The organism is Chitinophagales bacterium, assembly GCA_017303835.1.
GTDB lineage: Bacteria > Bacteroidota > Bacteroidia > Chitinophagales > Chitinophagaceae > JAFLBI01.
Genome location: JAFLBI010000002.1, coordinates 349146 through 374988 on the forward strand (window position 1 = coordinate 349146; position 25843 = coordinate 374988).

21 protein-coding genes are annotated in these 25843 nt (G+C 42.2%); 8 read left to right on the forward strand and 13 right to left on the reverse strand.

Going from position 1 to position 25843, the window contains the following annotated elements; all coding sequences use genetic code 11:
* Positions 1-7: 7 nt before the first annotated feature.
* From J0L83_14205 to bglX (J0L83_14235), 7 genes are read left to right on the forward strand one after another with little or no spacing between them, the layout of a single operon-like run.
* A complete protein-coding gene (locus J0L83_14205; protein MBN8665730.1) occupies positions 8-847 on the forward strand; it encodes an endonuclease/exonuclease/phosphatase family protein in 840 nt (279 codons plus the stop codon).
* 6 nt (positions 848-853) lie between these two features.
* Complete coding sequence (locus J0L83_14210) at positions 854-2020, forward strand: Gfo/Idh/MocA family oxidoreductase (protein MBN8665731.1); 1167 nt, start codon at positions 854-856, stop codon at positions 2018-2020.
* 1 nt (position 2021) lies between these two features.
* Positions 2022-3743 carry a GMC family oxidoreductase gene (locus J0L83_14215; GenBank protein ID MBN8665732.1) on the forward strand — a complete coding sequence of 574 codons (1722 nt, stop codon included), beginning with the start codon at positions 2022-2024 and terminating at the stop codon, positions 3741-3743.
* A gap of 1 nt (position 3744) precedes the next feature.
* Positions 3745-5916, forward strand: coding sequence for a family 43 glycosylhydrolase (locus J0L83_14220; GenBank protein ID MBN8665733.1), 2172 nt, complete (start codon positions 3745-3747; stop codon positions 5914-5916).
* A gap of 1 nt (position 5917) precedes the next feature.
* Positions 5918-6568, forward strand: a complete 651-nt coding sequence (locus tag J0L83_14225; protein MBN8665734.1) for a G-D-S-L family lipolytic protein — start codon at positions 5918-5920, stop codon at positions 6566-6568.
* 10 nt (positions 6569-6578) lie between these two features.
* Positions 6579-8861, forward strand: coding sequence for a beta-glucosidase BglX (bglX, locus tag J0L83_14230; GenBank protein MBN8665735.1), 2283 nt, complete (start codon positions 6579-6581; stop codon positions 8859-8861).
* Positions 8862-8866: 5 nt separating this feature from the next.
* The gene (bglX, locus tag J0L83_14235; GenBank protein ID MBN8665736.1) at positions 8867-11107 is read left to right on the forward strand and encodes a beta-glucosidase BglX; all 2241 of its coding nucleotides are present in this window, start codon (positions 8867-8869) and stop codon (positions 11105-11107) included.
* Here bglX (J0L83_14235) and J0L83_14240 read toward each other — a convergent pair whose 3' ends face one another.
* The 3 genes from J0L83_14240 to J0L83_14250 are packed head-to-tail and all read right to left on the reverse strand — an operon-like array spanning position 11108 to position 14510.
* Positions 11108-12277, reverse strand: coding sequence for a glycosyltransferase family 2 protein (locus tag J0L83_14240; GenBank protein ID MBN8665737.1), 1170 nt, complete (start codon positions 12275-12277; stop codon positions 11108-11110).
* Positions 12274-13188 (reverse strand): glycosyltransferase family 2 protein, encoded by a 915-nt coding sequence (locus J0L83_14245; GenBank protein MBN8665738.1) that lies wholly within the window; start codon positions 13186-13188, stop codon positions 12274-12276. Before J0L83_14245 ends, J0L83_14240 begins: the two co-directional genes overlap by 4 nt.
* Complete coding sequence (locus J0L83_14250) at positions 13185-14510, reverse strand: oligosaccharide flippase family protein (GenBank protein ID MBN8665739.1); 1326 nt, start codon at positions 14508-14510, stop codon at positions 13185-13187. Before J0L83_14250 ends, J0L83_14245 begins: the two co-directional genes overlap by 4 nt.
* Before the next feature lie 94 nt (positions 14511-14604).
* On the opposite strand from J0L83_14250, the gene J0L83_14255 reads away from it, so the two are divergent.
* Entirely contained in the window at positions 14605-15501 is an 897-nt protein-coding gene (locus tag J0L83_14255) for a glycosyltransferase (GenBank protein MBN8665740.1), read from the forward strand.
* On the opposite strand, the gene J0L83_14260 is transcribed toward J0L83_14255, so the two are convergent.
* From J0L83_14260 to J0L83_14305, 10 genes are all read right to left on the reverse strand, one after another.
* Complete coding sequence (locus J0L83_14260) at positions 15502-16392, reverse strand: glycosyltransferase family 8 protein (protein ID MBN8665741.1); 891 nt, start codon at positions 16390-16392, stop codon at positions 15502-15504.
* Positions 16393-16394: 2 nt separating this feature from the next.
* Positions 16395-17642, reverse strand: a complete 1248-nt coding sequence (locus J0L83_14265) for a glycosyltransferase (protein MBN8665742.1) — start codon at positions 17640-17642, stop codon at positions 16395-16397.
* Entirely contained in the window at positions 17590-19122 is a 1533-nt protein-coding gene (locus tag J0L83_14270; GenBank protein MBN8665743.1) for an O-antigen ligase family protein, read from the reverse strand. The genes J0L83_14265 and J0L83_14270 overlap by 53 nt, the downstream gene beginning before the upstream one ends.
* Positions 19122-19268, reverse strand: a complete 147-nt coding sequence (locus tag J0L83_14275; protein ID MBN8665744.1) for a hypothetical protein — start codon at positions 19266-19268, stop codon at positions 19122-19124. Before J0L83_14275 ends, J0L83_14270 begins: the two co-directional genes overlap by 1 nt.
* A 6-nt stretch (positions 19269-19274) precedes the next feature.
* Complete coding sequence (locus J0L83_14280) at positions 19275-20012, reverse strand: FkbM family methyltransferase (GenBank protein MBN8665745.1); 738 nt, start codon at positions 20010-20012, stop codon at positions 19275-19277.
* 19 nt (positions 20013-20031) lie between these two features.
* Positions 20032-21198: a glycosyltransferase gene (locus J0L83_14285; GenBank protein MBN8665746.1), complete on the reverse strand. Its 1167-nt coding sequence runs from the start codon at positions 21196-21198 to the stop codon at positions 20032-20034.
* Between the two features lie 29 nt (positions 21199-21227).
* A complete protein-coding gene (locus J0L83_14290; GenBank protein ID MBN8665747.1) occupies positions 21228-23399 on the reverse strand; it encodes a hypothetical protein in 2172 nt (723 codons plus the stop codon).
* Between the two features lie 5 nt (positions 23400-23404).
* Positions 23405-24136, reverse strand: coding sequence for a TolC family protein (locus tag J0L83_14295; protein MBN8665748.1), 732 nt, complete (start codon positions 24134-24136; stop codon positions 23405-23407).
* 64 nt (positions 24137-24200) lie between these two features.
* Positions 24201-25394, reverse strand: a complete 1194-nt coding sequence (locus tag J0L83_14300) for a sugar transferase (GenBank protein MBN8665749.1) — start codon at positions 25392-25394, stop codon at positions 24201-24203.
* A 5-nt stretch (positions 25395-25399) separates the two neighbouring features.
* Positions 25400-25804 (reverse strand): response regulator transcription factor, encoded by a 405-nt coding sequence (locus J0L83_14305; protein ID MBN8665750.1) that lies wholly within the window; start codon positions 25802-25804, stop codon positions 25400-25402.
* Between the last annotated feature and the right edge of the window lie 39 nt (positions 25805-25843).

Below are 25843 nucleotides of genomic sequence, written 5' to 3' on the forward strand. Positions count from 1 at the left end.
ATCCTCGATGAGAAAATTCTTACTGGTAACGGCAGTCTTGTTTGCTTCCTTGGTGCAAGCGCAGTTGAAAACTGTGGTGATGAGCTACAATATCCGTTTTGATTCACCCAACGATGGTGAAAACAAATGGGAGATTAGGCGTGGTCATTTGGCTGGACTGGTGAGTTATCATGATCCGGAATTCTTAGGCGTGCAGGAAGCGCTGCATCATCAATTACAATATTTACAGGAATCATTGCCCAATTTCAAATGGATTGGTGTGGGCAGAGATGATGGTCAACAAAAAGGTGAATACTCTGCACTCTTATATAGAGCTGATCTCTATGAATGTTTACAACAAAAAACTGTTTGGTTATCGCCTACACCGGATAAGCCTTCGAAAGGATGGGATGCTGCATTAGAGCGTATTTGTACTTACGGTTTGTTCAAACATAAAAAATCGAAAAAGCTGATCTGGGTAATGAATACCCATTTCGATCATGTAGGTAAGGAAGCAAGATTGGAATCTGCCAAGCAATTGTGGCAACTGGCTGAATCTTTGCAACAGCAAAAGAAAATACCGCTGGTCTTGATGGGCGATTTGAATGTAAGACCTGAAGACCCTCCATTGGTGTTCTTGAATAGTGTGATGGATCACGCTAGAAATTTGTGTGCACAGCCTTACGGTAATCCGGATACTTGGAATGCTTTCCGCTTCAAGGAAAAACCCAATGGCCAGATTGATCATATCTTCTTACACCGAGCTTTTCCCGCTACAGTACTGAAATATGCCACTATTACGGACTCCTATGATTTGAAATACCCATCAGATCATTTGCCTGTACTGGCACATCTTCAATTCAAATAGATGAGTATGGCTACAACTATTAGCAGAGCCGATTTTTTACAGAGAACAGCCATGGCAGGTGCCGCTGTTTTATTACAGTCACTGGAATCGTGGGCTGGAGAATCCAACCAAGTGCTACGTGTTGGCATCATTGGTTGTGGCAGTGTGAGCAATCGCTATATTCCGCATCTGCAAACTTCACCTCATGTGAAAATCGTAAGTCTTTGTGACATTCGTTACGAAAGAGCTGTTGCACAGAACAAGCAATACAATGTAGGTGCTGCTACGTATGCAAGCATAGATGCGATGCTGAAAGGGGTGCCCTTTGATATGCTCGTTACGCTTACGGATATGCAAGCACATGGTGCTTTGAATAAGCAAGCTTTACTTGCTGGCAAACATGTGTGGAGTGAAAAGCCCATGGCCAATACTTATACTGAAGGAAAAGCTTTGTTTGAATTGGCCAAACAAAAAAACTTACGCATCTGGGGTGCACCCGCAGTGGTGAATAGTCCGCAATTTGTTTTCATGAGTAAAGCGATTCAGGATGGTAAATTAGGTAAGGTTTCAGCTGCACATGGGCAGTACGGACATACCGGGCCCACCTGGAGTGCTTTTTTCTATGAACAAGGCGGCGGTAGTATGCCTGATCTGGGTGTGTACAATATGGCTACACTTACTGGATTATTGGGTCCTGCTACCAGTGTAATGGCTATGACAAGTATTGTAACACCTGAGCGACAGGTAGACGATAAGGGAAAGATTACAGTAGTAGCTGAAGACAATGCACATGTATTGTTATCGCATGCCAACGGAGTGATCAGTCATGTGATGTGCGGCTTCAATTATTTTGATCCACATGGACATGAAGCCACTAATCAAACCCTGCATTCTATTCAGATTTATGGTACGCATGGGAATATGCGCTTGATTGGTTACGATTGGGAACCGAATGGTGTGTACTTGGATACATCGTGGTCAGAGCCACCAGTATTGCACCAAAAAAATGCAGAAGGCTATCAATGGCAGGAAGGTGCCACAAAAGTGGCAGAATCATTGGTGCAAAAAACTGAACCAAGAATTGCAGCAGAACATGCTTTGCATGTATTGGAAATTATTGAAGCAGCAAGAAAATCACAAGAAACAGGAAAGCGTATTGCATTAAGCAGCAAGTTTACCTGGCCCATGGTATAGCATGTCAGACAGCACCACACATATCAATACAAAGGGTAAAGCCACACATACTTATGATGCAATCGTTATTGGTAGTGGTATCAGCGGTGGTTGTGCTGCTAAGGAATTATGTGAGAAAGGTTTGCGCACTTTAGTATTAGAGCGTGGTAGAAATGTGGAGCACAATAAGGATTATCCTACGATGCAACGCAATACTTGGGAGTTTGCCCATCGTGGTCAGATGCCGCGAGCATTTGTGGATGAAAATCCACTCATCACCAAAGCGGCAGGCTTTGCGGAAGACACGGCACATTTTTTTATCAAGGATGCAGATCATCCTTACATACAAGAGAAACCATTTGATTGGATACGCGGCTATCAAGTAGGTGGCAAGTCATTAACCTGGGGGCGCTCTTGTCAGCGTTGGAGCGATTGGGATTTTTCTGCACCACAGCGTTATGGTTATGCCATTGATTGGCCCATACGATACAAGGATATTGCACCATGGTATGCACATGCGGAAAAGTTTGTCGGCATTTGCGGTACCAAAGAAAATATTGAGTCCATGCCCGATGGTGAATTCCTGCCGGGCTATGAACTCAATTGTGTTGAGCAGCACATGCGCGATGTGCTGAAGCAACAATTCAATCGTCATTATATCACCGGTAGGTGGGCGCATCTGACTGAGCCTACTGCTGTTCATTTGGAGCAGGGTAGAGGTCAATGCCAGAATAGAAATCTTTGCATGCGTGGTTGTCCCTTCGGCGGGTATTTCAGCAGTGTGTCTAGCACATTGCCATGGGCAGCGAGAACGGGTTTGCTAACAGTTCGTCCGCATAGTGTGGTGCATTCCATTATCTATGATGAAGCAGCAGGTAGGGCTGTTGGTGTGCGTGTGATTGATGCAGAGACAAAGGCTGCAATGGAGTTTTATGCAAAGATCATTTTCGTCAATGCCTCTGCATTAAACACCAACCTTATTTTACTGAACTCAACATCGAATCGTTTTCCTAACGGATTGGGTAATGACAATGGTTTGATGGGTAAGTATATCTGCTTCCATAATTATCGTGGGAGCATGGGCGGTAGTTTCGAAGGATTTACAGACCAATATTACAAAGTGCGTAAACCTGCAGAATGTGTGATTCCCAATTTCCGTAACCTTAAACAACAAGAGACGGATTTTCTGGGTGGTTATGTGATCTTCAGTGGTGCTTATCGGGAAAATCAATCCTATAATGTACCGGATGGTATTGGTGCTGCGTATAAGGATGCTTTGTCTGAGCCCGGCAAATGGGGTATGTATATGTATATGCAGGGAGAAACTATTCCAAAGGAGAGTAATCACGTAAGACTGAGTAAAGAAAAGCAGGATCAGTATGGTATTCCCCTCTTGATTACCTCAGTAGGGTATGATGAGAACGATGAGAAAATGCTGAAAGATTTTTTTGAGCAGGGTAAGCTGATGATGGAAGCAGCCGGCGCAACAGATATTCATTGGCATGATAGTAAACAAGCGCCGGGACTGGATATTCACGAAATGGGTGGTGTGCGTATGGGCAGAGACCCAAAAACATCTTTGTTGAATGAATGGAACCAGTTGCATGCTTGCAAAAATGTATTTGTAACAGATGGTGCCTGCATGACGAGTACGGGTAATCAAAGTCCCAGTATTCTCTACATGGCATTGACAGCTCGCGCGGTAGATCATGCTGTTCGTTCACTCAAACAAAACGAATTATAATATGCGGATACAGATGGATACGATTAGTCCGTATGGATTAGCCATACTGCGAATGGCAACTGGCTTACTCATGGCATTTCATGGTATGGAAGTTTTTGATGCAGCCACCATGCGTACTTATTACGATTGGGAAGCATTTCAGAATTTTTCCTCTCCTGAGCGAATTGTCTATGTAGGAAAAGGATTAGAGTTTGTAACGGGCATACTCTTGGCCATTGGGTTTGGTACGCGAATCGTAGCAGTATGCATGGCTGTAGCGATGTTGTATATCACTTTCTTTATCGGTAAAGGAAGATTTTGGTATGAAGACCAGCATCCTTTCTTATTTGTGTTATTGGCTTTGATCTATTTTTTTGAAGGTGCAGCTACTTGGAGCGTAGATGCACATTTGCGTAAACTAAAGACGGAGAAAATGAAAAAGTGGTACTTGTTGGTATTTGCTTGTTGTATGGCAATGGGTGCAGAAGCACAGCAGAAAACCTATTGTAATCCTATCAATATTGATTACGGATACACGCCTATTCCCAACTTTAGTGAGTGGGGCAGGCATCGTGCTACAGCTGATCCTGTTGTGGTGAATTATAAAGGGGATTACTATCTCTTCAGCACCAATCAATGGGGCTATTGGCATAGTGCAGATATGTTGAACTGGACTTTCCATAGCAGACGATTTTTGCGTCCCTGGAATGCAGGCTATGATGAACTCTGTGCACCGGCTGTAGGTATTATTGGCGATACCATGCTTGTGTTTGGGTCAACTTATACTCGAAACTTTACCATTTGGATGAGCACAAATCCAAAAGCCAATGAGTGGAAACCTCTGGTAGATTCATTCGATATTGGTGGCTGGGATCCTTCCTTTTTTACTGATACGGATGGTAGGTTCTATATGTACAACGGCAGCAGCAATAAGTTTCCGATGTATGGTGTGGAGCTAGATAGGAAAACCATGCAGCCCATGGGTACAAGAAAAGAAATGTATTTGCTCGAACCTTGGCGTTTTGGTTGGCAGCGATTTGGTGAGCATATGGACAATACCTTTCTTGATCCATTCATTGAAGGCAGCCATATGACTAAGTATAAAAACAAATACTACCTGCAATATGGTGCACCGGGAACAGAATTCAGTGGCTATGCAGATGGGCTATTGGTAGGCGAGAATCCGCTTGGTCCATTTAGGGCCATGCCTGATCCGCTGAGTATCAAGTTGGGCGGCTTTGTTCGTGGTGCCGGTCACGGTGCTACTTTTCAGGATAATTTTGGAAAGTACTGGCACATCTCTACTACTGTGGTATCGGTTAAAAACACTTTTGAAAGAAGACTGGGTGTTTGGCCCACCGGTTTTGATGCAGATGATATGATGTATTGTAATACGACATTTGGTGACTATCCGCATTATATTCCTTCTAAAGACATTGCAGATGGTTATGGAAAGGATGGAAAATCGCCTTATTTCACAGGCTGGATGCTGCTCAACTACAACAAACCTGTTCAGGTATCATCCACACTTGGTGGTTACTTGCCCAATAATGCCGTAGATGAACTGATCAAAACCTACTGGAGTGCTGCAACAGGCAATGCGGGTGAATATATTCAAACCGATTTGGGTAATATCAGCACCGTTAACGCGATACAAATTAATTATGCTGATCAGGATGTAGCTACAGATCGGTTGGGTAAAATTCCCAATCAAGCGCATCGATATAAGCTATGGCATTCAACAGATGGAAAGAAATGGCAGTTACTGATCGATAAAAGCAATAATGAAAAAGATATTCCGCATGATTATGTAGAACTGCCGCAAGCTGTGCAAACAAGATTTATTAAACTGGAGAATATCGCCATGCCAACCGGTAAATTTGCCATCAGCGGTTTGCGTGTGTTTGGTAATGGTAATGGAGCTAAGCCGGATGAAGTGAAAGGATTTATTGTGTTGCGCACAGAGAAGGATAAGCGTAGTGCGTTTATTAAATGGAAACCTGTGGACAATGCTTTTGCTTATAATATCTATTATGGCACCCATCCTGATAAACTGTATACCAGCATTATGGTACATAGCAATAATGAATATTGGATGAAAGCAATGGATGCAAATAGCACTTATTATTATTCCATTGAAGCAGTAAATGAGAATGGAGTTTCTGTAAGAACCAAACCTGTAAAAGTAGATTGATATGCGTCGTTTCTTTTTCTTGATTGTAACACTATTTTCTGCCCAACTCGTTTTTGCGCAACCTTTTGCAAACGAGATTGCTGCTTTTCGAAAGCAGGATAGTATCACCATGCCGCCTAAAAAAGCGATTCTCTTAGTAGGTAGCTCTTCTTTCAGGCTCTGGGATAATTGGCAGGATTATTTCCCCGGCAGAAAAATGATCAATCGGGGTTTTGGAGGTTCTTCTCTACCTGATGTGATTCGTTATGCCGATGATGTGATATTCAAGTATCGCCCAAAGCAAATCATTATTTACTGTGGTGAGAATGATTTTGCCGCAAGCGATACGGTTTCTGTGCCTACTGTTGTGGAGCGGTTTAAGACCTTATTTGGGATGATTCGTGCTAAGTATAAACGTGTGCCCGTAGCTTTTGTTTCCATGAAGCCAAGTCCGTCTCGTCAGAAATTTTTGACTAAATATGTTGCTGCTAATGCAGCGATTAAGGACTTTCTCGCAGCACAAAAGCGTACAGCTTATATTGATGTATATAAGCCCATGTTGCAACCTGATGGCAATGTGATGACAGATATCTTTAAGGCAGATAACTTGCACATGAATGCCAAAGGCTATGCTATTTGGAAACAAGTAATGGAACCATATCTTTTACAATAAAACCGAGAACATGCAATCGTTGATGAAAAAACTATTTTTTGCCTGCTGCATACTGATGGTCGTTCAGTTGCAGGCACAGGACGCGAAAATGAAAAGCTTCATAGATAACCTGATGAAGCAAATGACACTGGATGAAAAGCTGGGTCAGTTAAACCTGCCGGGAGCCGGTGATATTGTAACCGGACAAGCATCTAATTCAGGTATCGCGCAAAAAATTGCCGAAGGCAAAGTGGGCGGTTTGTTCAATATCAAATCTGTCGAGAAGATCAAAGAAGTACAGCAGTTAGCTGTTACGAAGAGCCGCCTCAAGATTCCACTCATTTTTGGTATGGATGTGATTCACGGTTATCGTACAGTATTCCCCATTCCCTTGGGTTTATCCAGCACATGGGATATGCAATTGGTTGAGCGTAGTGCGCGCATTGCAGCTATTGAAGCCAGTGCAGATGGTATTAACTGGACTTTCTCACCAATGGTAGACATCGCCCGCGATCCGCGTTGGGGTCGTATGGCAGAAGGTAGTGGTGAAGATGCTTATCTAGGTGCCCAGATAGCCAAAGCCATGGTAAAAGGTTATCAGGGTAGCGATCTGTCTAAGAACAATACCATCATGGCTTGTGTGAAGCACTATGCGTTGTATGGTGCTGCTGAAGCCGGCCGCGATTACAATACCACTGACATGAGTCGCATCAGAATGTATAATGAACATTTCCCTCCATACAAAGCGGCAGTAGATGCAGGTGTGGGCAGTGTGATGGCTTCTTTCAATGAAATTGATGGTGTACCTGCAACAGGGAATAAGTGGTTATTGACAGACGTACTTAGAAAGCAGTGGGGTTTCAAAGGTTTTCTGGTAACTGATTATACCGGCATCAATGAAATGGTAGACCATGGTATCGGCGACTTGAAAACAGTTTCTGCCCGTGCATTGGATGCAGGTATTGATATGGATATGGTGGGTGAAGGATTTCTGACAACCTTAAAAGCATCACTCAAAGAAGGTAAGGTTTCCCAGCAATTGATTGATGCAGCTTGCAGAAGAATTCTGGAAGCGAAATACAAACTGGGTTTGTTTGAAGATCCTTATCGCTATTGCGATGTTAAGCGTGCTGCAACAGAAGTGTATACAGATGCACACCGTAAAGAAGCACGTGAGATTGCCGCGCAGAGTTTTGTGTTGTTGAAAAACGAAGGCAATATCCTGCCTTTGAAGCGCGGTGGTAAAATTGCATTGGTTGGCCCATTAGCGGATAGTCGCGAGAACATGCCAGGCACTTGGAGTGTTGCTGCAGAGTTTGGTAAAGCTATTTCACTGTTAGAAGGATTGAAAGCGGTTGCAGGCAGCAATACACAAATCGTTTATGCAAAAGGCAGTAATCTGGATTATAATGCCAAGTTTGAAGCAGATGCCACCATGTTTGGTAAAAACCTAAAGCGTGATGAGCGTCCAGTGGAGCAAATCATCGCTGAAGCGGTGGCTGCTGCCAAAGATGCTGATGTAATTGTAGCAGCTGTTGGCGAAAGTGCAGAAATGAGTGGTGAATCTAGCAGTAGAAGTAGTATTGATATTCCTCAAGCACAGAAAGATTTACTTAAGGCCTTGAAAGCAACCGGTAAACCTGTGGTGATCGTTTTGTTTGCTGGTCGCTCCATGGTGATTACAGAAGAAGCAAAAGAATACCCAGCAATTCTGAATGTATGGTTCCCGGGCAGCGAAGCAGGTTATGCGATTGCGGATGTTCTGTTTGGCGATGTAAACCCCAGTGGTAAACTCAGTGCTACCTGGCCGCAGAATATCGGACAAGTGCCTTTGTTTTATAATCATAAGAACACTGGTCGCCCACTTGGAGAAGGCAAATGGTTCCAAAAATTTCGCAGTAATTATCTGGACGTAAGCAATGATCCTTTGTATCCTTTTGGTTATGGATTGAGTTATACCAGCTTTAGCTATGGCAATGTTGTGTTGAGCAACAATAAGGCCAAGGGTAATCAAAAGATTACAGCAACTGTTGCTGTTACAAATACAGGTAAGACTGCCGGTAAAGAAGTAGTGCAATTGTATATCCGGGATGTGGTAGGTAGCGTAACCCGACCAGTAAAAGAACTGAAGGGTTTCCAGAAGATAAGTCTGCAGCCCGGCGAAACCAAGCAAGTAAGCTTTACCATCACCCCCGAGGATCTGAAATTCTATAATTACGATCTGAAGTATGATTGGGAAGCTGGTGAGTTTCACATCATGGTGGGTGGTAACTCACGCGATGTACAAAAAGCATCCATCTACTGGGATAAATAATGGCTATGCATAAAAATCATTTCCGCAACCTGTGTCTGGTCATTTTGGCCGCGACACAGGTTGTTTGCGTTTCTGCACAGAAATCCAAGACAATCGCACAAAAAGTAGATTCAGTATTACAACTGATGACACTCGAAGAGAAGATTGGTCAGCTGAATCAGTATAGTGGCGATTGGAGTCATACCGGTCCTATCACAAAGGATGGCGATAAGCAATCGCAAATAAAAAAAGGGCAATTGGGTTCCATGCTGAACATTGTTGGTGTGGAACATACGCGTACGTTGCAAGAGTTGGCCATGCAATCGCGGTTGAAAATTCCTTTGTTATTCGGGCAGGATGTGATTCATGGATTGAAAACAACATTCCCCATTCCTTTGGCAGAAGCTGCGAGTTGGGATTTGCCCGCTATTGAACGCAGTGCACGTACTGCTGCAAAAGAAGCTACGGCAAGTGGCATACACTGGACATTCGCGCCCATGGTAGACATTGCTCGTGACCCGCGTTGGGGCAGGGTGATGGAAGGTGCGGGTGAAGATCCTTTTCTCGGTTCGGCTATTGCAAAAGCACGTGTGAAAGGTTTTCAAGGAAATGGATTGGGTTCGCTGGATGCAGTCATGGCTTGCGCCAAACATTTTGCTGCTTATGGCGCTGCTGTTGGCGGTCGCGACTACAATAGTGTGGACATGAGTGAGCGTTTGCTGCATGAAGTGTATCTGCCACCCTTCAAAGCAGCTTTGGATGCAGGCGTGGCAACATTCATGAATTCATTCAATGATTTGAATGGTGTGCCTGCTACGGGCAATCGCTATTTGCAACGTACTTTATTGAAGGAGCAATGGAAGTTCAAAGGGTTTGTGGTAAGCGATTGGGGTAGTGTGGGTGAAATGATTGCACATGGTTATGTGCAAGACAATCGCGAAGCCGCAAAAGCAGCCATTACTGCAGGTAGTGATATGGATATGGAGAGTAGAAGCTATATCCAGCATCTGGCTGAGTTGGTAAAGCAAAAACAAGTGTCTATCGCATTGGTGGATGACGCAGTGCGAAGAATCCTTGCTAAGAAATTTGAAATGGGTTTATTTGATGATCCATTCAGATTTAGCAATGCCGATCGGGAGCGTAAAGTTTGGAATGATCCTGCGCACAAAGCCGCTGCTTTGGATATGGCTCGCAAATCCATTGTCTTACTAAAGAATGAGCAAGCACTATTGCCCATACAGGCATCGATGAAGAAGGTTGCACTCATTGGTCCATTCATGAAAGCTGTACGCGATAATTTGGGTTTCTGGAGTTATGAATGGCCGGATGATTCAACTACTATTGTCACACAGTACGACGGCATTGTACGCAGATTGCCTAAAGATGCGATTGTGCATTATGCAAAAGGATGTAATATCAATGATGCAGATAGCGCTGGCTTTGCTGCTGCTATTGCAGCAGCGAAAGATGCAGATCTGGTGATCATGAGTATGGGCGAAGCCAGAGACATGAGCGGTGAAGCCAAGAGCAGAAGCAGTATTCAATTACCCGGTGTACAGGAGGCTTTGATCAAAGCCATTCATGCAACAGGCAAACCAGTAGTATTACTCATGAATGCAGGCAGGCCCTTGATCTTTAACTGGGCTGCTGATCATGTTCCGGCCATTGTCTATACTTGGTGGTTGGGCACGCAGGCGGGAGATGCCATTGGGGATGTGTTATTCGGTCAATACAATCCCAGCGGCAAACTACCCATGACCTTTCCTAGATCAGAGGGACAAATACCCATCTATTATAATTACTACAATACAGGCAGACCCGCAAAAGATGAAAACAATCTGTTTTATGTGTCGGCCTATATTGATCTGCCTAATTCGCCCAAATATCCTTTTGGTTATGGATTGAGTTATACCCAATTTCAATATGCACCTATGCAGTTGAGTGATACGGTGCTAAAGGGAAATCAAACCTTAACTGTGAAAGTGCGTGTGCGCAATGCGGGTAAGTATGATGGAGAAGAAGTGGTGCAATTGTATTTGCGTGATGTAACGGCTTCAGTTGTACGACCAGTGAAAGAGTTAAAAGGTTTTCAGAAGATTTTCCTCAAAGCAGGCGAAACCAAGGAGCTTGTGTTTAAGGTCAAGACAGATGATTTGCGTTTTTACAATCAGACATTACAGCATATCTGGGAGCCTGGTGAATTTCATGTAATGGTGGGTACGAGCTCAGCACAGGTAGAGACCCGAAAAATCAATTGGCAACAATAACTATTTGCGGCGGGCTTTTTCCCAAATCACAGATTGTTTTCTGCCTAGATAACGGAAAAGGCCTGCCACTACTGCTGCATTCATGAAACAGAAATAATAGGGCACAAAGAAAATTTTACTTTTCATCTCTCTGGTAGATTGCCACCAACCAATCATGGCTAATCCGTAAAAGCCTATTTGCGCAAGTAGCGCTAAACTGTAAAACCAATGTGCATCACCAGCTGCTACCAACCAGCCATTACTTATAAAAGCCAGCAATAAACAGTAAGGCGTGATGGTCCAGCGCAACACACGATGCGAGAGATACATAAAGCTGAAGAGCGGATTGGGATAAGGGATGAGTAAAGACCAAAGTCGTACAAATGACTGAATACCCCCTGCAGATATACGCACTTTACGTTTCCACTCTTCTTTGGTGTTTTCTGATGCAGCTTCTGTTGCATAAGCATCAGGTGCATAAGCAATGCGGTAGCCCTTCATCGCAATACGCATAGAGATCATGAAATCATCCAGCAAAGTGTCTGGCTCAACAGCTTGATACAATGATTTGCGAATGCTGAACAATTCACCCGCGGCACCAACTGCTGAATACAAACGAGCGTCCCATTTTTTCAAAGTGGATTCATATTTCCAATAAATACCTTCTCCAGCTGTTGCATCAGCAGTTTCTTCAATCTTCACACGCTTTTCACCTGCAACCGCACCTGTCTTGGGATTGGTATAATGTTTACAGATGTTTTTCAGTGCTTGCTTATTCAATAATGTGTTGGCATCGGTGAAAATGAGGATATCGGTGTTTGCTCGCTCAATGGCACGGTCAACAGCTGCAATCTTGCCCCTTCTTTCTGCCTCGTGCATTAATTGTATGCGAGGGTACTGTTGGATGATTGCTGGAGAATTGTCTGTTGAACCATCCGTAACGAAAATGCAATGAAATTTATCTTCCGGATAGTCGAGTGATAGGGTATTGGCAATTTTCTCTTCCAGAATATAGGCTTCATTGTAAGCAGCAACAATCAAGGTGATGGGTGGCCATTCAGCGGGCGCTTGTGGCTGATCAGTTGCCTTGCTGATAACAGATTTGATCTTCTGTAAGAAAAACAAAACGATGCCATACCCCAGAAAGGTGTAAAACACAATACCTACAGCTATCCAGAATAGTGTTGTCATAAACGATAACCCAATTGTGTGCTGTGAACAGAATGAACGTAGTTCCACCAGATGGCACGCAGCAGTACTAAGCAATAGCGTGGATTGCCTTCCTTAATGTATTGAAGCATGTTACGCGGCGTTACCAATAGTAAGAAATAAACAAGGAACAAGAGATAGTTGCTCATTGGTGTGTTTTTGCGAATGAATAGTAATCTGTTCCTATTCATAAAAAACACTTTTAGTGCACTGTTCTTGCCTACCGACATAGATTCCTTGTGATAGATCAGTGCTTGCATATTCAGGCCAATGGTATAACCTGCTTTTCTGAATTGTTCGCACCAATCTATTTCCTCGTAGTACAGAAAATAGTTTTCCGCCATCAAGCCGGCTTTTGCTGCAGCATTGGCGCGTACCATCATGGCTGCGCCATGAATAAATGCGGTCTGTCCAGTTAGGTGATCGTACTGGCCGAGGTCTTTTTCAAACTCTCCAACACATTTATTTCTCGCAGTACGATAATTCATTGCAGTGAATCCTGCATACTGTAAGGTGTCTGGTTGGTCGTAATAGCGAATCTTTGGTGAACAGATACCTATGCTTTGATCTGCTTCCAATTGATCAATCAATGTTTGTATTAATCCGAGTGTAAACTCGGTATCATTATTCACCAGAAACCAATAATCACCTTTCGCTGCGCGAATACCCAGATTGTTGCCACCCGCAAAGCCTAGGTTTTGTTCTGACCAAATGAACTGAATATCTGTATATGCATCCTGCCATTGCGGCACAGGATTTTCCCTGCTGCCATTATCCACAACGATGATTTCAATATTGGGATAATCATTGGTGCGATGAATGGAAGCAATCAATGCTTCTGTAACAGCTTTGTTATTATAGTTAACGGTGATGATGGATACTAGTGGACTCATTTTCTTCTGTTTTGAATCCATGTATAAATTTCCCGATAACCTGTGGTGAAGAAATCAAAAAAGTGTAAGCGTATATATTTCTTCACGCAGATATAGCCAAATAAAACGCCAAACAAGAAAGTAGGTATGCTGGCCAATGCGACACCGTAAAGATTCTGCAGCAAGTAGATACCTGCAAAATCACCAATGACATTTATAACCAGCATAATTACCACTTTAATAAAATTCAGTCGTGGCTGATGAATTACATCCAGTGTGATACCCATGAATCGATCAATAGGGAAGAAGATGGCAAAGATCATGAAGATGCGAAATAGATTCGCGGCTTCTGAGTTTACGTATTGCTCACCACCAAGTAAGCGAACGCCGATATCTGCTAATCCTAAAGCCACCGCGGCAACGGGAATCAGTATCACCGTCAATATGCCCGCATATTTTTTTAAGAGCTTGGCTACTTCTGGCTGATTGTTTTCATTATATGCAGCAGATAAAGCAGGCATACCTGTTGCTATAAAACTACGTAAAGGGATTTCGATTATCTCCATCAAACGTTGTGGGATATTGTATACCGCAACAGCTGCTGGTCCTAATAAATAGTTGATGATAAAAGTATCTGAACTTCTTAGGAGGTTGGCACTTATGGTGGTACCTACACTATACTTGCCAAAGTGAAAGATTTCCTGAATACAATCTTTTGTTCTTTGTTTAAGCGTATTTAGGTATAGCCATTTTTTATACACGATATAGAGTACTGTGGTAACTACCCCGAGCACATTAACCATCATCAGATTTTGAATGGTCATTTTGTCCAGTACAATTAATACAAGAATATACACCAGAAACGAGCCCTGATTAATCACGCGCAAATACAAGATTCCATCAAATTTTTGTTCTGCCTGTAATACCCAATGTGCAATAACGAGTGGAAGTGTTACGAAGAAAGTAAGTGAAAACCATTGTATCACCACTTTGGTGCCTGCATCTGTTATGTAAGGAAGTGCAAACAAAGCTGGAATGGTTACTACAAAAGAGATACCTGTTACGATGAGGCCTAAATACCAGGTGCTGCCTACTACATTTATTGCACGTTCCTTACTGGCACCTGCATAGAATTTGATTAATGCAGTTTGGAGAAACCCTGTTCTGAAAGTGTCAAGAAGAATAAAGACAGACATGAAGAAAAACCAAACCCCAATTTCTTCGGGTTTCATATAGCGGTACAGTATGGCAACTGTGAGTACAGCCAATACTGCCATAATACCATTGCTGGCCAATGATAGGAAGTGTTTGTTGCGAATCAGGTTCAGCAGTTTCTGCCACATAAGGTCTTGGTAGCGCTAGCTTTCCATCAAAGTAAATGATAAAAAATCGGAATCAATCCTGTAGCTTTAAATATCTGTTTTCAACTTATTAACCATGTCTTTTTTTAGTCTGCCTTCCTGGATACATCCTCATTTATTTCCCGGTAAAACCTACGCTAACCTGAGTTTAGAGGAGAAGGCGGCATTAAAATCGGCACTCAGCCGATTTAATCACCCTGAGCCGTTGATTTCAGTGATGATACCTGCCTGGAATGAGCAGGATAATATCTTCAGAACACTCTCTTCGCTTTCTGTGAATAAGACTGATGATCCCGTTGAAATTGTGATCATCAATAATAATTCCTCCGATCAAACAGCCCAGCTTCTGGAGGAATTGGGTGTGCAGTCTTGCTTTCAGCCGGAACAGGGAATTATGTATGCACGTGAAATGGGGCTGGCCGTTGCAAAAGGGAAGTATCATCTCTGCGCTGATTCAGATACGCTTTATCCTCCTGATTGGATAAGATTGATGGTAGCGCCGATGAAAGACAATACGGAGATTACAGGTGTTTATGGCAGATATGCTTTTATGCCACCGCCTGGCACAGGACGCTGGAGCTTATGGATCTATGAGGCGGTTACAGGCTTACTCGTGCGTATCAGAAAGAAAAACAGAGAGCACTTAAATATGCTTGGCTTTAATATGGGGTTTGTAACTGCAGTTGGCAGAGCAACTGGAGGATTCAAAGTGCGTGCAGTTCGTAAATTCAATAATGACCCTAACAGTAAAGATTTTACCCTGGTGGCCGAAGATGGTCAGATGGCCTTAAACTTGAAAACAAAAGGTCGGTTACAGATGGTGGCAAGCAGTAAGGCGGTGGTGTATACCTCACCCAGAAAGTTGGAAGCAGATGGTGGTGTGTGGCCCGCCTTCTGGAATCGATTATTGATCCATGGTAGAAATCTTGGCGAATATGTAACAGGTAAATACAGAAAAGATGCTGATCTCTAATCAGCTGAACATTGCCTTGATCTTGTCTAAAACTTTTCGAATTTTCTGAATATATCTGGCAGACTCACCAATTGGTTTGAAGTTTCGCCATTCAGTCATCCTCAGGTATTTAAAAAATTCTTCCTGATACACTTTGCTATACTCATAGCTGGTATACATCGGTTTTCTTGAAATAAAATGGATCAACTCCGGGTCAGGGTTTTCTTCAGAGGCAAAATGATTCCAGCCGCTGTCTAAATGGTACCACCTGCCTCTTAGCACAATATTCGCAGCATATTGGTCGGGATAATTAGCGTACTTGATGTTTTCATGTACACAAGTGAGCACTTGACGACCAATTTTTTCTGCTTCCCATTTTACCAGATCAACCAAATAGAGGCCTGCATTGAAGTAGGGTGATTTGCCATCTATTCCCAATTCCTGATAATTCTTAACACCTCCCCAATCATTATCAAAACTTACAATCCTAGGATCCTGAACTGCAGCAGCGATATTATCGCCAAGATCGGTATGCCATAAGCTGCTGATGTCTTTGCGTACGATCATATCTGTATCCAGGAACAAAGCCCTTTTACGACCCTTTGGTAAGTAGTGTGCCATGAAATAGCGGGCGTATACGGTAATTGGGAAAGTGGTCTTATCAATTGGAAGTTTAACATCTTGTGGAATAGCTTCGCTGATATCTCTCCAGAACAGGCTGAATCCATCTGAGATAATACTTTTCTCAAGTTTCTTCTTGGAAGCGGAACTGATTCCATCGGATACCATGTATACTTCAATGGGTTCACCTGTATGATGGTTTACTTGTATGGACTTCAACAATGCAGCTGCCATAGGCATGAAGTGCTCATCATTTACCAATACGATGGTGATGGGATCTTGCGTATACATGTTTATGGTTTCTGATTGTAAAGGTAATGGCCTATGGTATTGCTTATTTCAGCAGCACGTTTTTCCCATGTATTCTGTTTTGCAACTGCCACTCTTTTTTCGATAAGTGCAGAATTATTTTCCTGTAATGCTGCTTCTAAGGCATTGCTGAATGATACAGCATCGGCACAGTAGGCAGTTGTGTCTGCTGTAAACCCGGCCAGATCTGGATTGAAATCAGTGGCTATCGTTGGTTTGCCTGCACCTAAATATTCAAAGAGCTTTAGTGGAAAAATAGTTCTGCTTACAGCATCCTTCTTGAAGGGTAGTATCGCAACATCAAAGCCTTTCAATAGAGCAGGCAATCGATCGTAGTCAATTCTGCCGGTGAGGTGAATATTCGGGGTATGGAAAAACCAATCTGGTACAAATTCCTTTTCAATAGGCCCTGTAAAAACAAACTGTTTATCAGGATGCATACCAGTTAATGTTTTTACCAGATCATAATCTATTCGACGCTCAATATTGCCCAGATAGCCAATGATCGGTCTTTTGATATTGTCCAGCATTGGGTCGATGCGCAAACTCGGGTCAAGGGCTTTGCTGCTATGATCAATGTCAGCGGCATTAGGTACAAAAAAACAATGATCATGCAGTTGTGACTTTTCTTCCTGTAAAGCTTTACTGGTACAAAAAACAAGATCACTGTTATGAATCAGCTGTGTTTCGGAAATTAGTCCATGCTTCCTATCATAGGGCCTGATGATGGGGTCAACGCAGTGGTAAATACTACATTTTGCCGCTAGCCCTTTTACCACATTAGGGAAATGGAAATTGTAGGAATTGATAAAAATAAATGATTCAATACCCTGGCTGATTAACAATTGCTGTATGCGTTTGCGTATGATGTTTTCATTGTAAGCCAATAGCTTTCTGTACAGCCAACCTTCCGGTAAAAAATTCAGGGATAGAACCGGTGGGGTAATAACAAATCTGAGTCTGCCCTCCTGCTGTATGATGCCGTTGCTTTTTGCATGAAAAAAGGGCTTTCGCTTAGTAATGTCAGCACTATCTTTTAACAGCAAATAGTCCTTCCAGGTTATGGGATTATCAATATAATAAACATCGTTTTCTTTCGAGAGCTCACGGGCAATCGTGATATTGGTAGACTCATATGGTCCATCAAAGCGGGGTAGGCCCAATATGATGATATGTTCATTACGAAGCATGAGTCCGATCAGTGTGAAGTGATGATGCTGATTGTGCATCATCCAATTGTTTGGTAATATTGATAAGCGCCGCTACAAGGTAGAAATATATGTTCATTGGAAACTGAACCAGTGCCTCTTGCGGATAGTTGCCGATATTAATTGCAAAAGCAATAAGCAGCATGGCAAGACAAATACTTTTCAGCATGGGATCTTTGATGCTGAAATAATTCAGAATACCTGATCGAAGTATGGTGAACATGAGTATGCAGAATAGTAATAGTCCGATCCATCCCAATTCTACAGCTACCCTTACATAACCACTGTCTGGAGGAAATTTCGCCAGCATGGATTCTGGTGCAAAACGTTGTCCCCAAACACCTGTAGCGCCGAGTCCCCCACCCATAGGGTGAGATAATATGTATGGTTGTATCTTTTTCTGGTTAGATGCTCTTACGTTGAAAGAGGGATCATCTGCAGGTTTAAATGCGGTTTGAAATCTTTTGATGAGTTTGTTCTCAGTTGGTATCACAATCAATGCGCCAAAACCAATAGCTCCAGCAACAGCCAGCAGGAGCATATTCCTGTTAAAGTTTAATACAATCAACATGAAAACACCGGCAGGAACTAAAACATAAGCCCCTCGGGTGCCTGAGAACAACATCGCCCACAAAAAAATAAAAGCCATTACACTCAATATATATTTCTTAGTCTTGGAGAGTGGTCCCATAATTAATCCAATACAGAGCAAAGCGCCTGCTACCATATTGTAGGAGAATGTAACCGGATCGGGGAAGATGGAGAATTTTCTCCAACGACCATCAATAAAGAATAAATCAATGTTCATAGGGTTAGAGGTAAGCGACCTGAACTCAAATCCTGCTAAACCAATGTACTCTTGTTTGAATGCCCATAGCGCTGCAAAAAGGCATAAGGCAAGCCATAGTTTTAGAATGAACTTTATAAACCCGATTGTTCTGATTTTATACATGAACAAAAAATAGGTGAGCATGAAAAGTGCTACAGATCTTACTGTGTATATCCAGGACATTCTGGATGCTGCATCAGGGTTTAGCACTTGAAGGAGGTTATAGGCAATCCAGATGAGGATCATGACACTGATCGGGTTTCTCAGCATCTGCCAGTTGCGCTGAAACTTCTGGCGAAGTATAAACGCAAGCAATAAGATACCTACCAAAGCATCCATGGTTGTACCTAATGGAAAATCAACATTTGCCACATTAATGACTAACATGATGAAGTATGCTGCAGTCATTAGCAGAACAATACCAGCTTTTTGATAGGTAAGCAGAATGTAGAGTACCAGAATGCCAAAGATTAAGCCAATCACGGCTAAGCCAGGCAGCATCCCATACTTAGCAATACCATAAGATACCCCTAATGCAACAAGCAGAAGTACACTGAGCAACGCTATTGTAAAACCCTTGCCAGATAATTCAAAGCCATGCGCAGCTCTGGCACGATCAATACTGCTCGTGGAATTATCTTCCGTTGGGGGGATATGTATTTTAAAGCCGCTCACTAAAAGAATAAAAGTTTGAAAAAGAAAATGAAAACACTGGCGAAAGCAAGTATTAGTGCAGCATTTTTTCTGCCTTCTTGAAACTTCTGCTGATCAAACTCACTATCACGCTCACTTTCCAAAGATGCAACGGTTATTTTCTCCATAATTGATTATTTAGGTATCAGGAAAAAGTTTAGCACAGCTCTTTGGTCATATGTAACGAGCTGACCATTTTCATAAACCTGGATATCGTAGCCAATGCCTTCCATAAAATCAAGGAAGATTTTTCGCTGAGGGGTGTCCCAAAGCTCGCAATAGATGATAGGCCTGAAGCGGTTAATGATTTGTAAGCCACCGGAAATAACAGCATACTCAAATTGCTCTACATCAATCTTGATGGCATTAATTTTCTCATATTGGTGAAAATCTTTGATATCGTCTAAGCGCATAACCGGCACTGAAAACTGTTCTCCTTCTTTTGGGGTTAGTTCTTTTGGAACGGCACCTATCACATGGCTCAATCCCTGTTTCTTTACATGGTCAATCACTGGTGTAATCATATTGATTCTTCCATTGAGATCGCCTGCTGCTATCGGGTAAACGGTTACGTTAGTTGCGCCAAAAAAGCGAATAATCTTTTTGAGGGTGCGTACATTATGCGGAATTGGTTCAATAGCGGCTATTTGGCTATTCGGTAATTTCTTTGAAAGTGGAATAGTTGTGATGCCAATATTGGCGCCAATATCTAGAACCAAACCATCGTCAGGTATCATATTGACAAAATGCAGGAATTCCTCATCATACCTGGTTTTCCGGATTCGATAAATGCTGAAAGCCGCAAACATGAATAGGTAATTCTGAAAGCCAAGTATTTTTTGAAGAAATATTTGAGTCCAGTTTTTTAGCATGTATGATAATTATTTATACTTATTCAGGCAGATTGCTGTCATTGTTGTGATAGTGTTGAGTGGCTACAGATAGTTTATTCGCTCTTCTGATATGCATCAATGCCAATATCTGGTAAAAAATAAAAACCGGTGCATGCAACAAGGCCTTGTAAATACTTTTATCTGCTTTACTCTCTCTTAAGGCAATATAGAAACTGAGGAAAAAGCACCCGAAGCCAATTATCCATAGGAAGAATCCAGTGAGATTGAAAAACAAGTTCAGCATCATGCAAATTCCTGAGAGTACAAGAAAAATAAACAGGGGTGGTCTCAATAATACGAGACCAAAGATGGTCTGGTTAAAAGATGCATTGGTGATTCCTTTACCCAATAAGTTAAAACCGAATTTGAAATAGCGGAACCAAGTATTGATCCAACGTGCTCTTTGTTTAACCAATTGATCACTTTTGGATGTTTTTTCATCATATACTATCGCGTCTTCTGCAAAAGCAATGCGAACATCTCTTTTGACAATCTCAGCTTGCAAAACCTTATCAAAACCTGCACCTTGTATATTTAAATGCGCTAAGCAGGCTTTGTATAATTCGGTTTGGAATGTCATACCAGAACCGGATAGCGTAGCGGATGCACCTATGCTGAATAATACATGGCCATCAAAGAAATGGTAGTACAAATCTCTCGCTGCATCAAGTTTGGCAATTTGTGTATCCTTGTTTTTGGCTTTTCTGAGCCCTTGTATAGCTGTATGGCCTGCCACGACATAGCGATTAAGTGCTGATAGTAAACCGGGCTCAGCAATATTATCGCTATCCATAATAACGATATAGTTATGTGGTCGCTTAAAATGATCAATTGCGTAGAAATGAGAACCTGTATTGCTGGCAATAACAGTAGGTGGTTGTAATAAAATTACCCTTGCATCAGTAAAGTTCAGATTTGATGTATCGCAGTTGTCTGCTACAACATAGATCAGGTAGTCCGCGTAATCTTGTTTTAGTAATGCACCAACAACTGCGGGCAATGATTCAGTGTACTGATAGGCAGTAACTATTACACCAAAATCTGCAGGGGCATGGTTAGCTGAGCCGACTTTACTATACTTGTTCTTTGCCTTAAGCTTGTAGTAAACATAAATCAGTAAGGGAAATATCAGGTGATATCCGATTAGTAGCTGAAGTAAGATCAAGAAGTAGTCCATTATGCGCTGTTTATGGGTTATCCATTCAGCAGTTTCTTCAGAAAACTTTTCTTTTCTCTCGTGCTGAGCGTTTTGTTGTAAACCCAGCCGGTCATTTTACCATTTATTTCTTTCAGGTAGTCAATAGCATGTTTGTCATCATCTGAAAGCGCCTTGCCATTTTCAAAAACAGGCAAAATTTTTCTAGCAAACATGCTCCACTCTTTAGCGTTGTGTGAATGCTCAAGTGAAGATCCTTCAATGAATATAATATCGAAGTTGTTGGCTAATTGCTGGATTTGATGAATAATGGTATGATAGTCCTGCAACTCGAGAATTGAAATGTCTTCTCCTTTGTTACCCAATACGGCAATTGTATTTTCTCTGGGTATATCGAATACGTTCATCGTGCCCTGGATATAGTCTTCCAGAAAAACAGATGTGTCAAACATTTTTGTGATGGCAGGATCTTTGAAATGTCCATCAATAATCAGTACTCTTTTCTTGATCTTGGCATAAGCATATGCAAGACTGAGCGTAGTGAAAGTTTTACCTGCACCTTCACGTAAGCTTGTAATCAAACAGAGTCTTGAGTCGCCCACTTCTTTATCAACCTCAAAACGGAGCGCACGTAATGCATTCTTGAACTGTGGAGTTTGAAAATGCTGACCATTTTCCCAAGCAGATAAAATGTGTAAGTCCCGCGATGCCAGCATGGGTAGTTGTCCAAGTACAGGTAATCTTGTTTTGCCAACAAGGGTTTTAGCATCATGTATCGACTGGTCAAAATAGAAGACAATGACAAGTACAGCGAGATAAAGTACAAAAGTGACAACACCTGCAAGAATTACTAAGAAGATTTTCTTGGAGGGCTGTGCCTGATTAGGCATGGCCACTTCTACCTGGCGAAGCTGTAATGCATAGCTTGCTTCCAGATTTGCCTGGTTGTACTTATACAATACTTCCAGGTATTCTTTACTGGCTAGGTCGATATCCCCTTCATAGGTCTGAATCACTGCTTCATGTGGCATCAGTAGGTCTAGGCGCTGATTAAGCGTGGTGATTTCGTTTTGCAGTGTAGCAATACTGTTCTTAGCCATCTCAAGATCCACTTCCAGTTTCAGTTTCTGTGCTACCAGACTTTGTTTGGTGGATAGCGGACTGTAAACATTGCGGTCTGTAGATAATTTGATTTGTTTATCAAGAATCGCCATCAAAGAATCACGGCGCTTCAGGTAAACGATGTTATAATTGTTTCGGATCAGCTCATCACTATTCCGCTGCAATTGTGCTTTGGTTTCTATCAGCTTTTCATTGATCTCTTCTGCAGATCGCTCTAGGTATTGCTGATCGGAAGGATCAAATTTTTGATTAATGACTTTCAGTGTTCCTGAATTGGCTGCAATACTTTGTTCCAGCTTTTGTTTTTCTGCTTCGTAAGATGATATCTGATTGTAGAGTGCTCGGGCCTGTTCAGGAAGACTCAGGATTCTGTTTTGCAATTTGTAGCCCTTCAGCTCCTGAATTTTATTATTCAAGGTGTCTTGCTTCATGGCTACAAGCTTCTCAAGAAAACGAACACCTTTTTCCTGGTTCTCACGAAGGATAGTTGTGTAGTAAGTAATAAATTCATTACAAACTGTATTCACAACAAAAGCAGATAAAACCGGATTTTCAGATTCGAACTCTATATCAATGAAATCACTGTATTCCCAGCGATAAATTTTCAATTTTTTCAACAGAGAGGCATCATCGTAGCCCATCGAGATGAGCACTTTGTATAAACCGAATTGATCATTATCCCAAAGTGAAAGCGCCTCTCTTTCATTGTATTTCTTGGTATAGACTTCGATAGCATGCTTTCTTGCAGCAGGATTTAGATCAATTACATTCTGGCTTGCTTTGCGGTAAGGCTTTTTGTCAAGCAAATCATGCAGCATTAACTTATAAGAAACCTGATCGAGTATCAGTTTCAACTGCATGGTTTGAATCAGGTTGCTGAACTCCTGATTAACTTCAGACTCACTTTTGCTTTTGTCTGAACCGGGTATCTTTTTCGTGTCATCAACAATACCGGTGGCTACTCTTGCTCTGGAGATATACGTGTCTGGCAATTTCCTGATCAGAAAAAAAGTGATGATGATTGCTAACAGGGGTAATGCCAGCAGCCATATCAGGTGTTTCCTAAGCAGTTTTATGAAATACTTCAACTCCATTATTGCACAGATTCCAGGGTTACGCCAATCAATTCTTCCAGTCTGCTTTTGGCCGTCATTAATGCAGCTTCAGCTTCGGTTATCTTCTGTCTGTTTTCAGCCATCAGCATTAAAGAGCGATTGTAATTCTCAAATGTTTCTTCTCCTTTCTCAAAACGATACTTTGTTTGCTTCAGCACAGCTTCTGCATCCAGCATCACTTGTCTGCGCATTTTCAGCAGCTGTTGTTGTTGTAAGAAAGTGTAGTAACGTGATTTTACTTCTGTTGTTAGCAGTAATTCGTATTCTGCTTTTTCCAGCTTGGCCACTTCCAGATCTTTTTTGCTCATATTGATCTGTGGCTTTTTCTGCAGGATTGCGCCTAAATTGATATTGAATCCAATCTGATAACCATTCAGCAGATTTGGATTGACAAGGGTTGTAGAATTATTGGGGCTATACAGGTAAAAGAAGTTGAATACTTCGAACCAAGACATTTTGTCTTTCTTCAGCATGAAAGCCGCTTTATCTACTCTTGAATCAAAAGCTTTCACTTTAGGATAGTTTTCCTTAGCGAGTGAAATCAGTCTGGCAATATATTCAGGCGACACATCCTGTATGATGGATTCCTGAGCTAATCCCTTGGTGATTTGGATGCTTAAGAAAAGAATGAGCAGAAGCGATTTTGCGCAGGTAAGATAACTGCGCCTGAGTTGTGGGCTTTTTGGTATTTGATGAAATGTGTAAGACACAATAAATCAGGCGTTTAAAGGTAAACAATACTGATCTGAAACGAAACAAACTTATCCACGCTGCTCACACATTTTCCTTCTGGAAAAGCGCAGGAATCGTTCTCAGAATTAGTAGTATATCCTTCCAGAAACTATTGTCCCGGGCATAGGCATTGTCTAGCATAATTCTTTCTTCTTCAGACATTTCTCCGGCCTTGCCTCTTTTCTCTACCTGCCACAAGCCGGTGATGCCGGCAGGGGCCATAAAACGCATCATATACTTGTCTGTTGTGAGCTTCTCAGCTTCGTAGAGTGGCAATGGTCTGTTGCCTACAATACTCATGTCGCCAATCAGTACATTCCAGAGCTGTGGCAATTCATCAAAGCTGGTGTTCCTGATGAATTTACCCACTTTGGTTATTCTTGGATCATTCTGAATCTTGAGGAATGCCGCACCGGCTTCGGCTTTTTGACGCTTTTCGTAGATTTTTTCACACAGGGTCTCCTGATCAGTATAAATCGGCCGCTGACAGGCAGTTCCATTGGCTTTACATGCATCACATAGGAAATTACCTGTATCTGGTTGCTCTTGAGTTAGGGCCGAAGTGCCATATTGATTCAGGTGTTTTAGCTCTTTGAGTTTCCTGTCTGCATTGGTGTACATAGATCTAAACTTGTAGAACCTGAAAATTTTATAACCTGTACCAACGCGCAGTGAGTAATATATCACGGGGCCATTCGACTCCAGTTTGATCAGTAAGATTACCAGTATGATCAGTGGGGATAAGAGGAGCAGGGCAGTTCCTGCTACCAGTATGTCAAAAAGCCTTTTGATCAATGGGGTTTTGTATTCAAAACGTTTGGCTTCCTGCATACGGCCTGTCAGGGTATGCCAATGCTCTGTAAGGAAGCAGATTCTGAGCTGTACAGCATGCAGGTCTAAGGGTAATTCAAAGACTTCAGCAATACCTGAGCTTTGTGCAATTGATAATAAATTCTGGCTTCTGTTTTCAGCGATCAGACAAATAGGGAAACGCTGGTGATATTGCTTCTGTATCTGTGTGGCTAGATTCACTCCATTGGCTGAGAGAATTTCTGCCTGAGCCAATAAGAGCACTTTCGTCGAATGTGCTTGTTCATTGATGGCGGTTAAGAAGGCAGTTGCATCTTCATGAATAAGTAAGCGGTACGACTGAGGCAATAATTGCAATAGCTTTTCAGCCAGTTGCTTGTCTTTGCTCAGCAAAAGAATGGTAAACCGTTGGTCGTCTATGGTCATCTGCTCTAAGATACGGTGATGCCGCTTCTTTTCAATACCACTTTTATCCGTGCCTCTAGTTCCAGCGGATTGAAGGGTTTAACGATATAATCTTCTGCGCCGGCCTCCAGACATTTGATTCTGGTGGCAGATTCGGTGTCCCCGGACAAAACAATAACAGGTATGGATTTAAAATAACTGCTTGCCTTCACTTGCTGTAGGAGCTCAAGTCCGCCCATATTGGGTGTAGTCAGGTCAGAAATAATTAGCTGAACCATATTGCCGTTTTGCAGATAAGCCATTGCTTCCAGCCCATCAGCACAAACGAAAACGTCAAACTTTTTGCTGAGAAATTTCTGCAGAACCAGTTGTATAGGTTCTGCATCTTCCACAACTAGAATTCTCGGTAATTGGGGGGTGTTGTCGCTCATATCAGGTTAAGGTTGCCGCACTTGCTTGCGTACAGAATA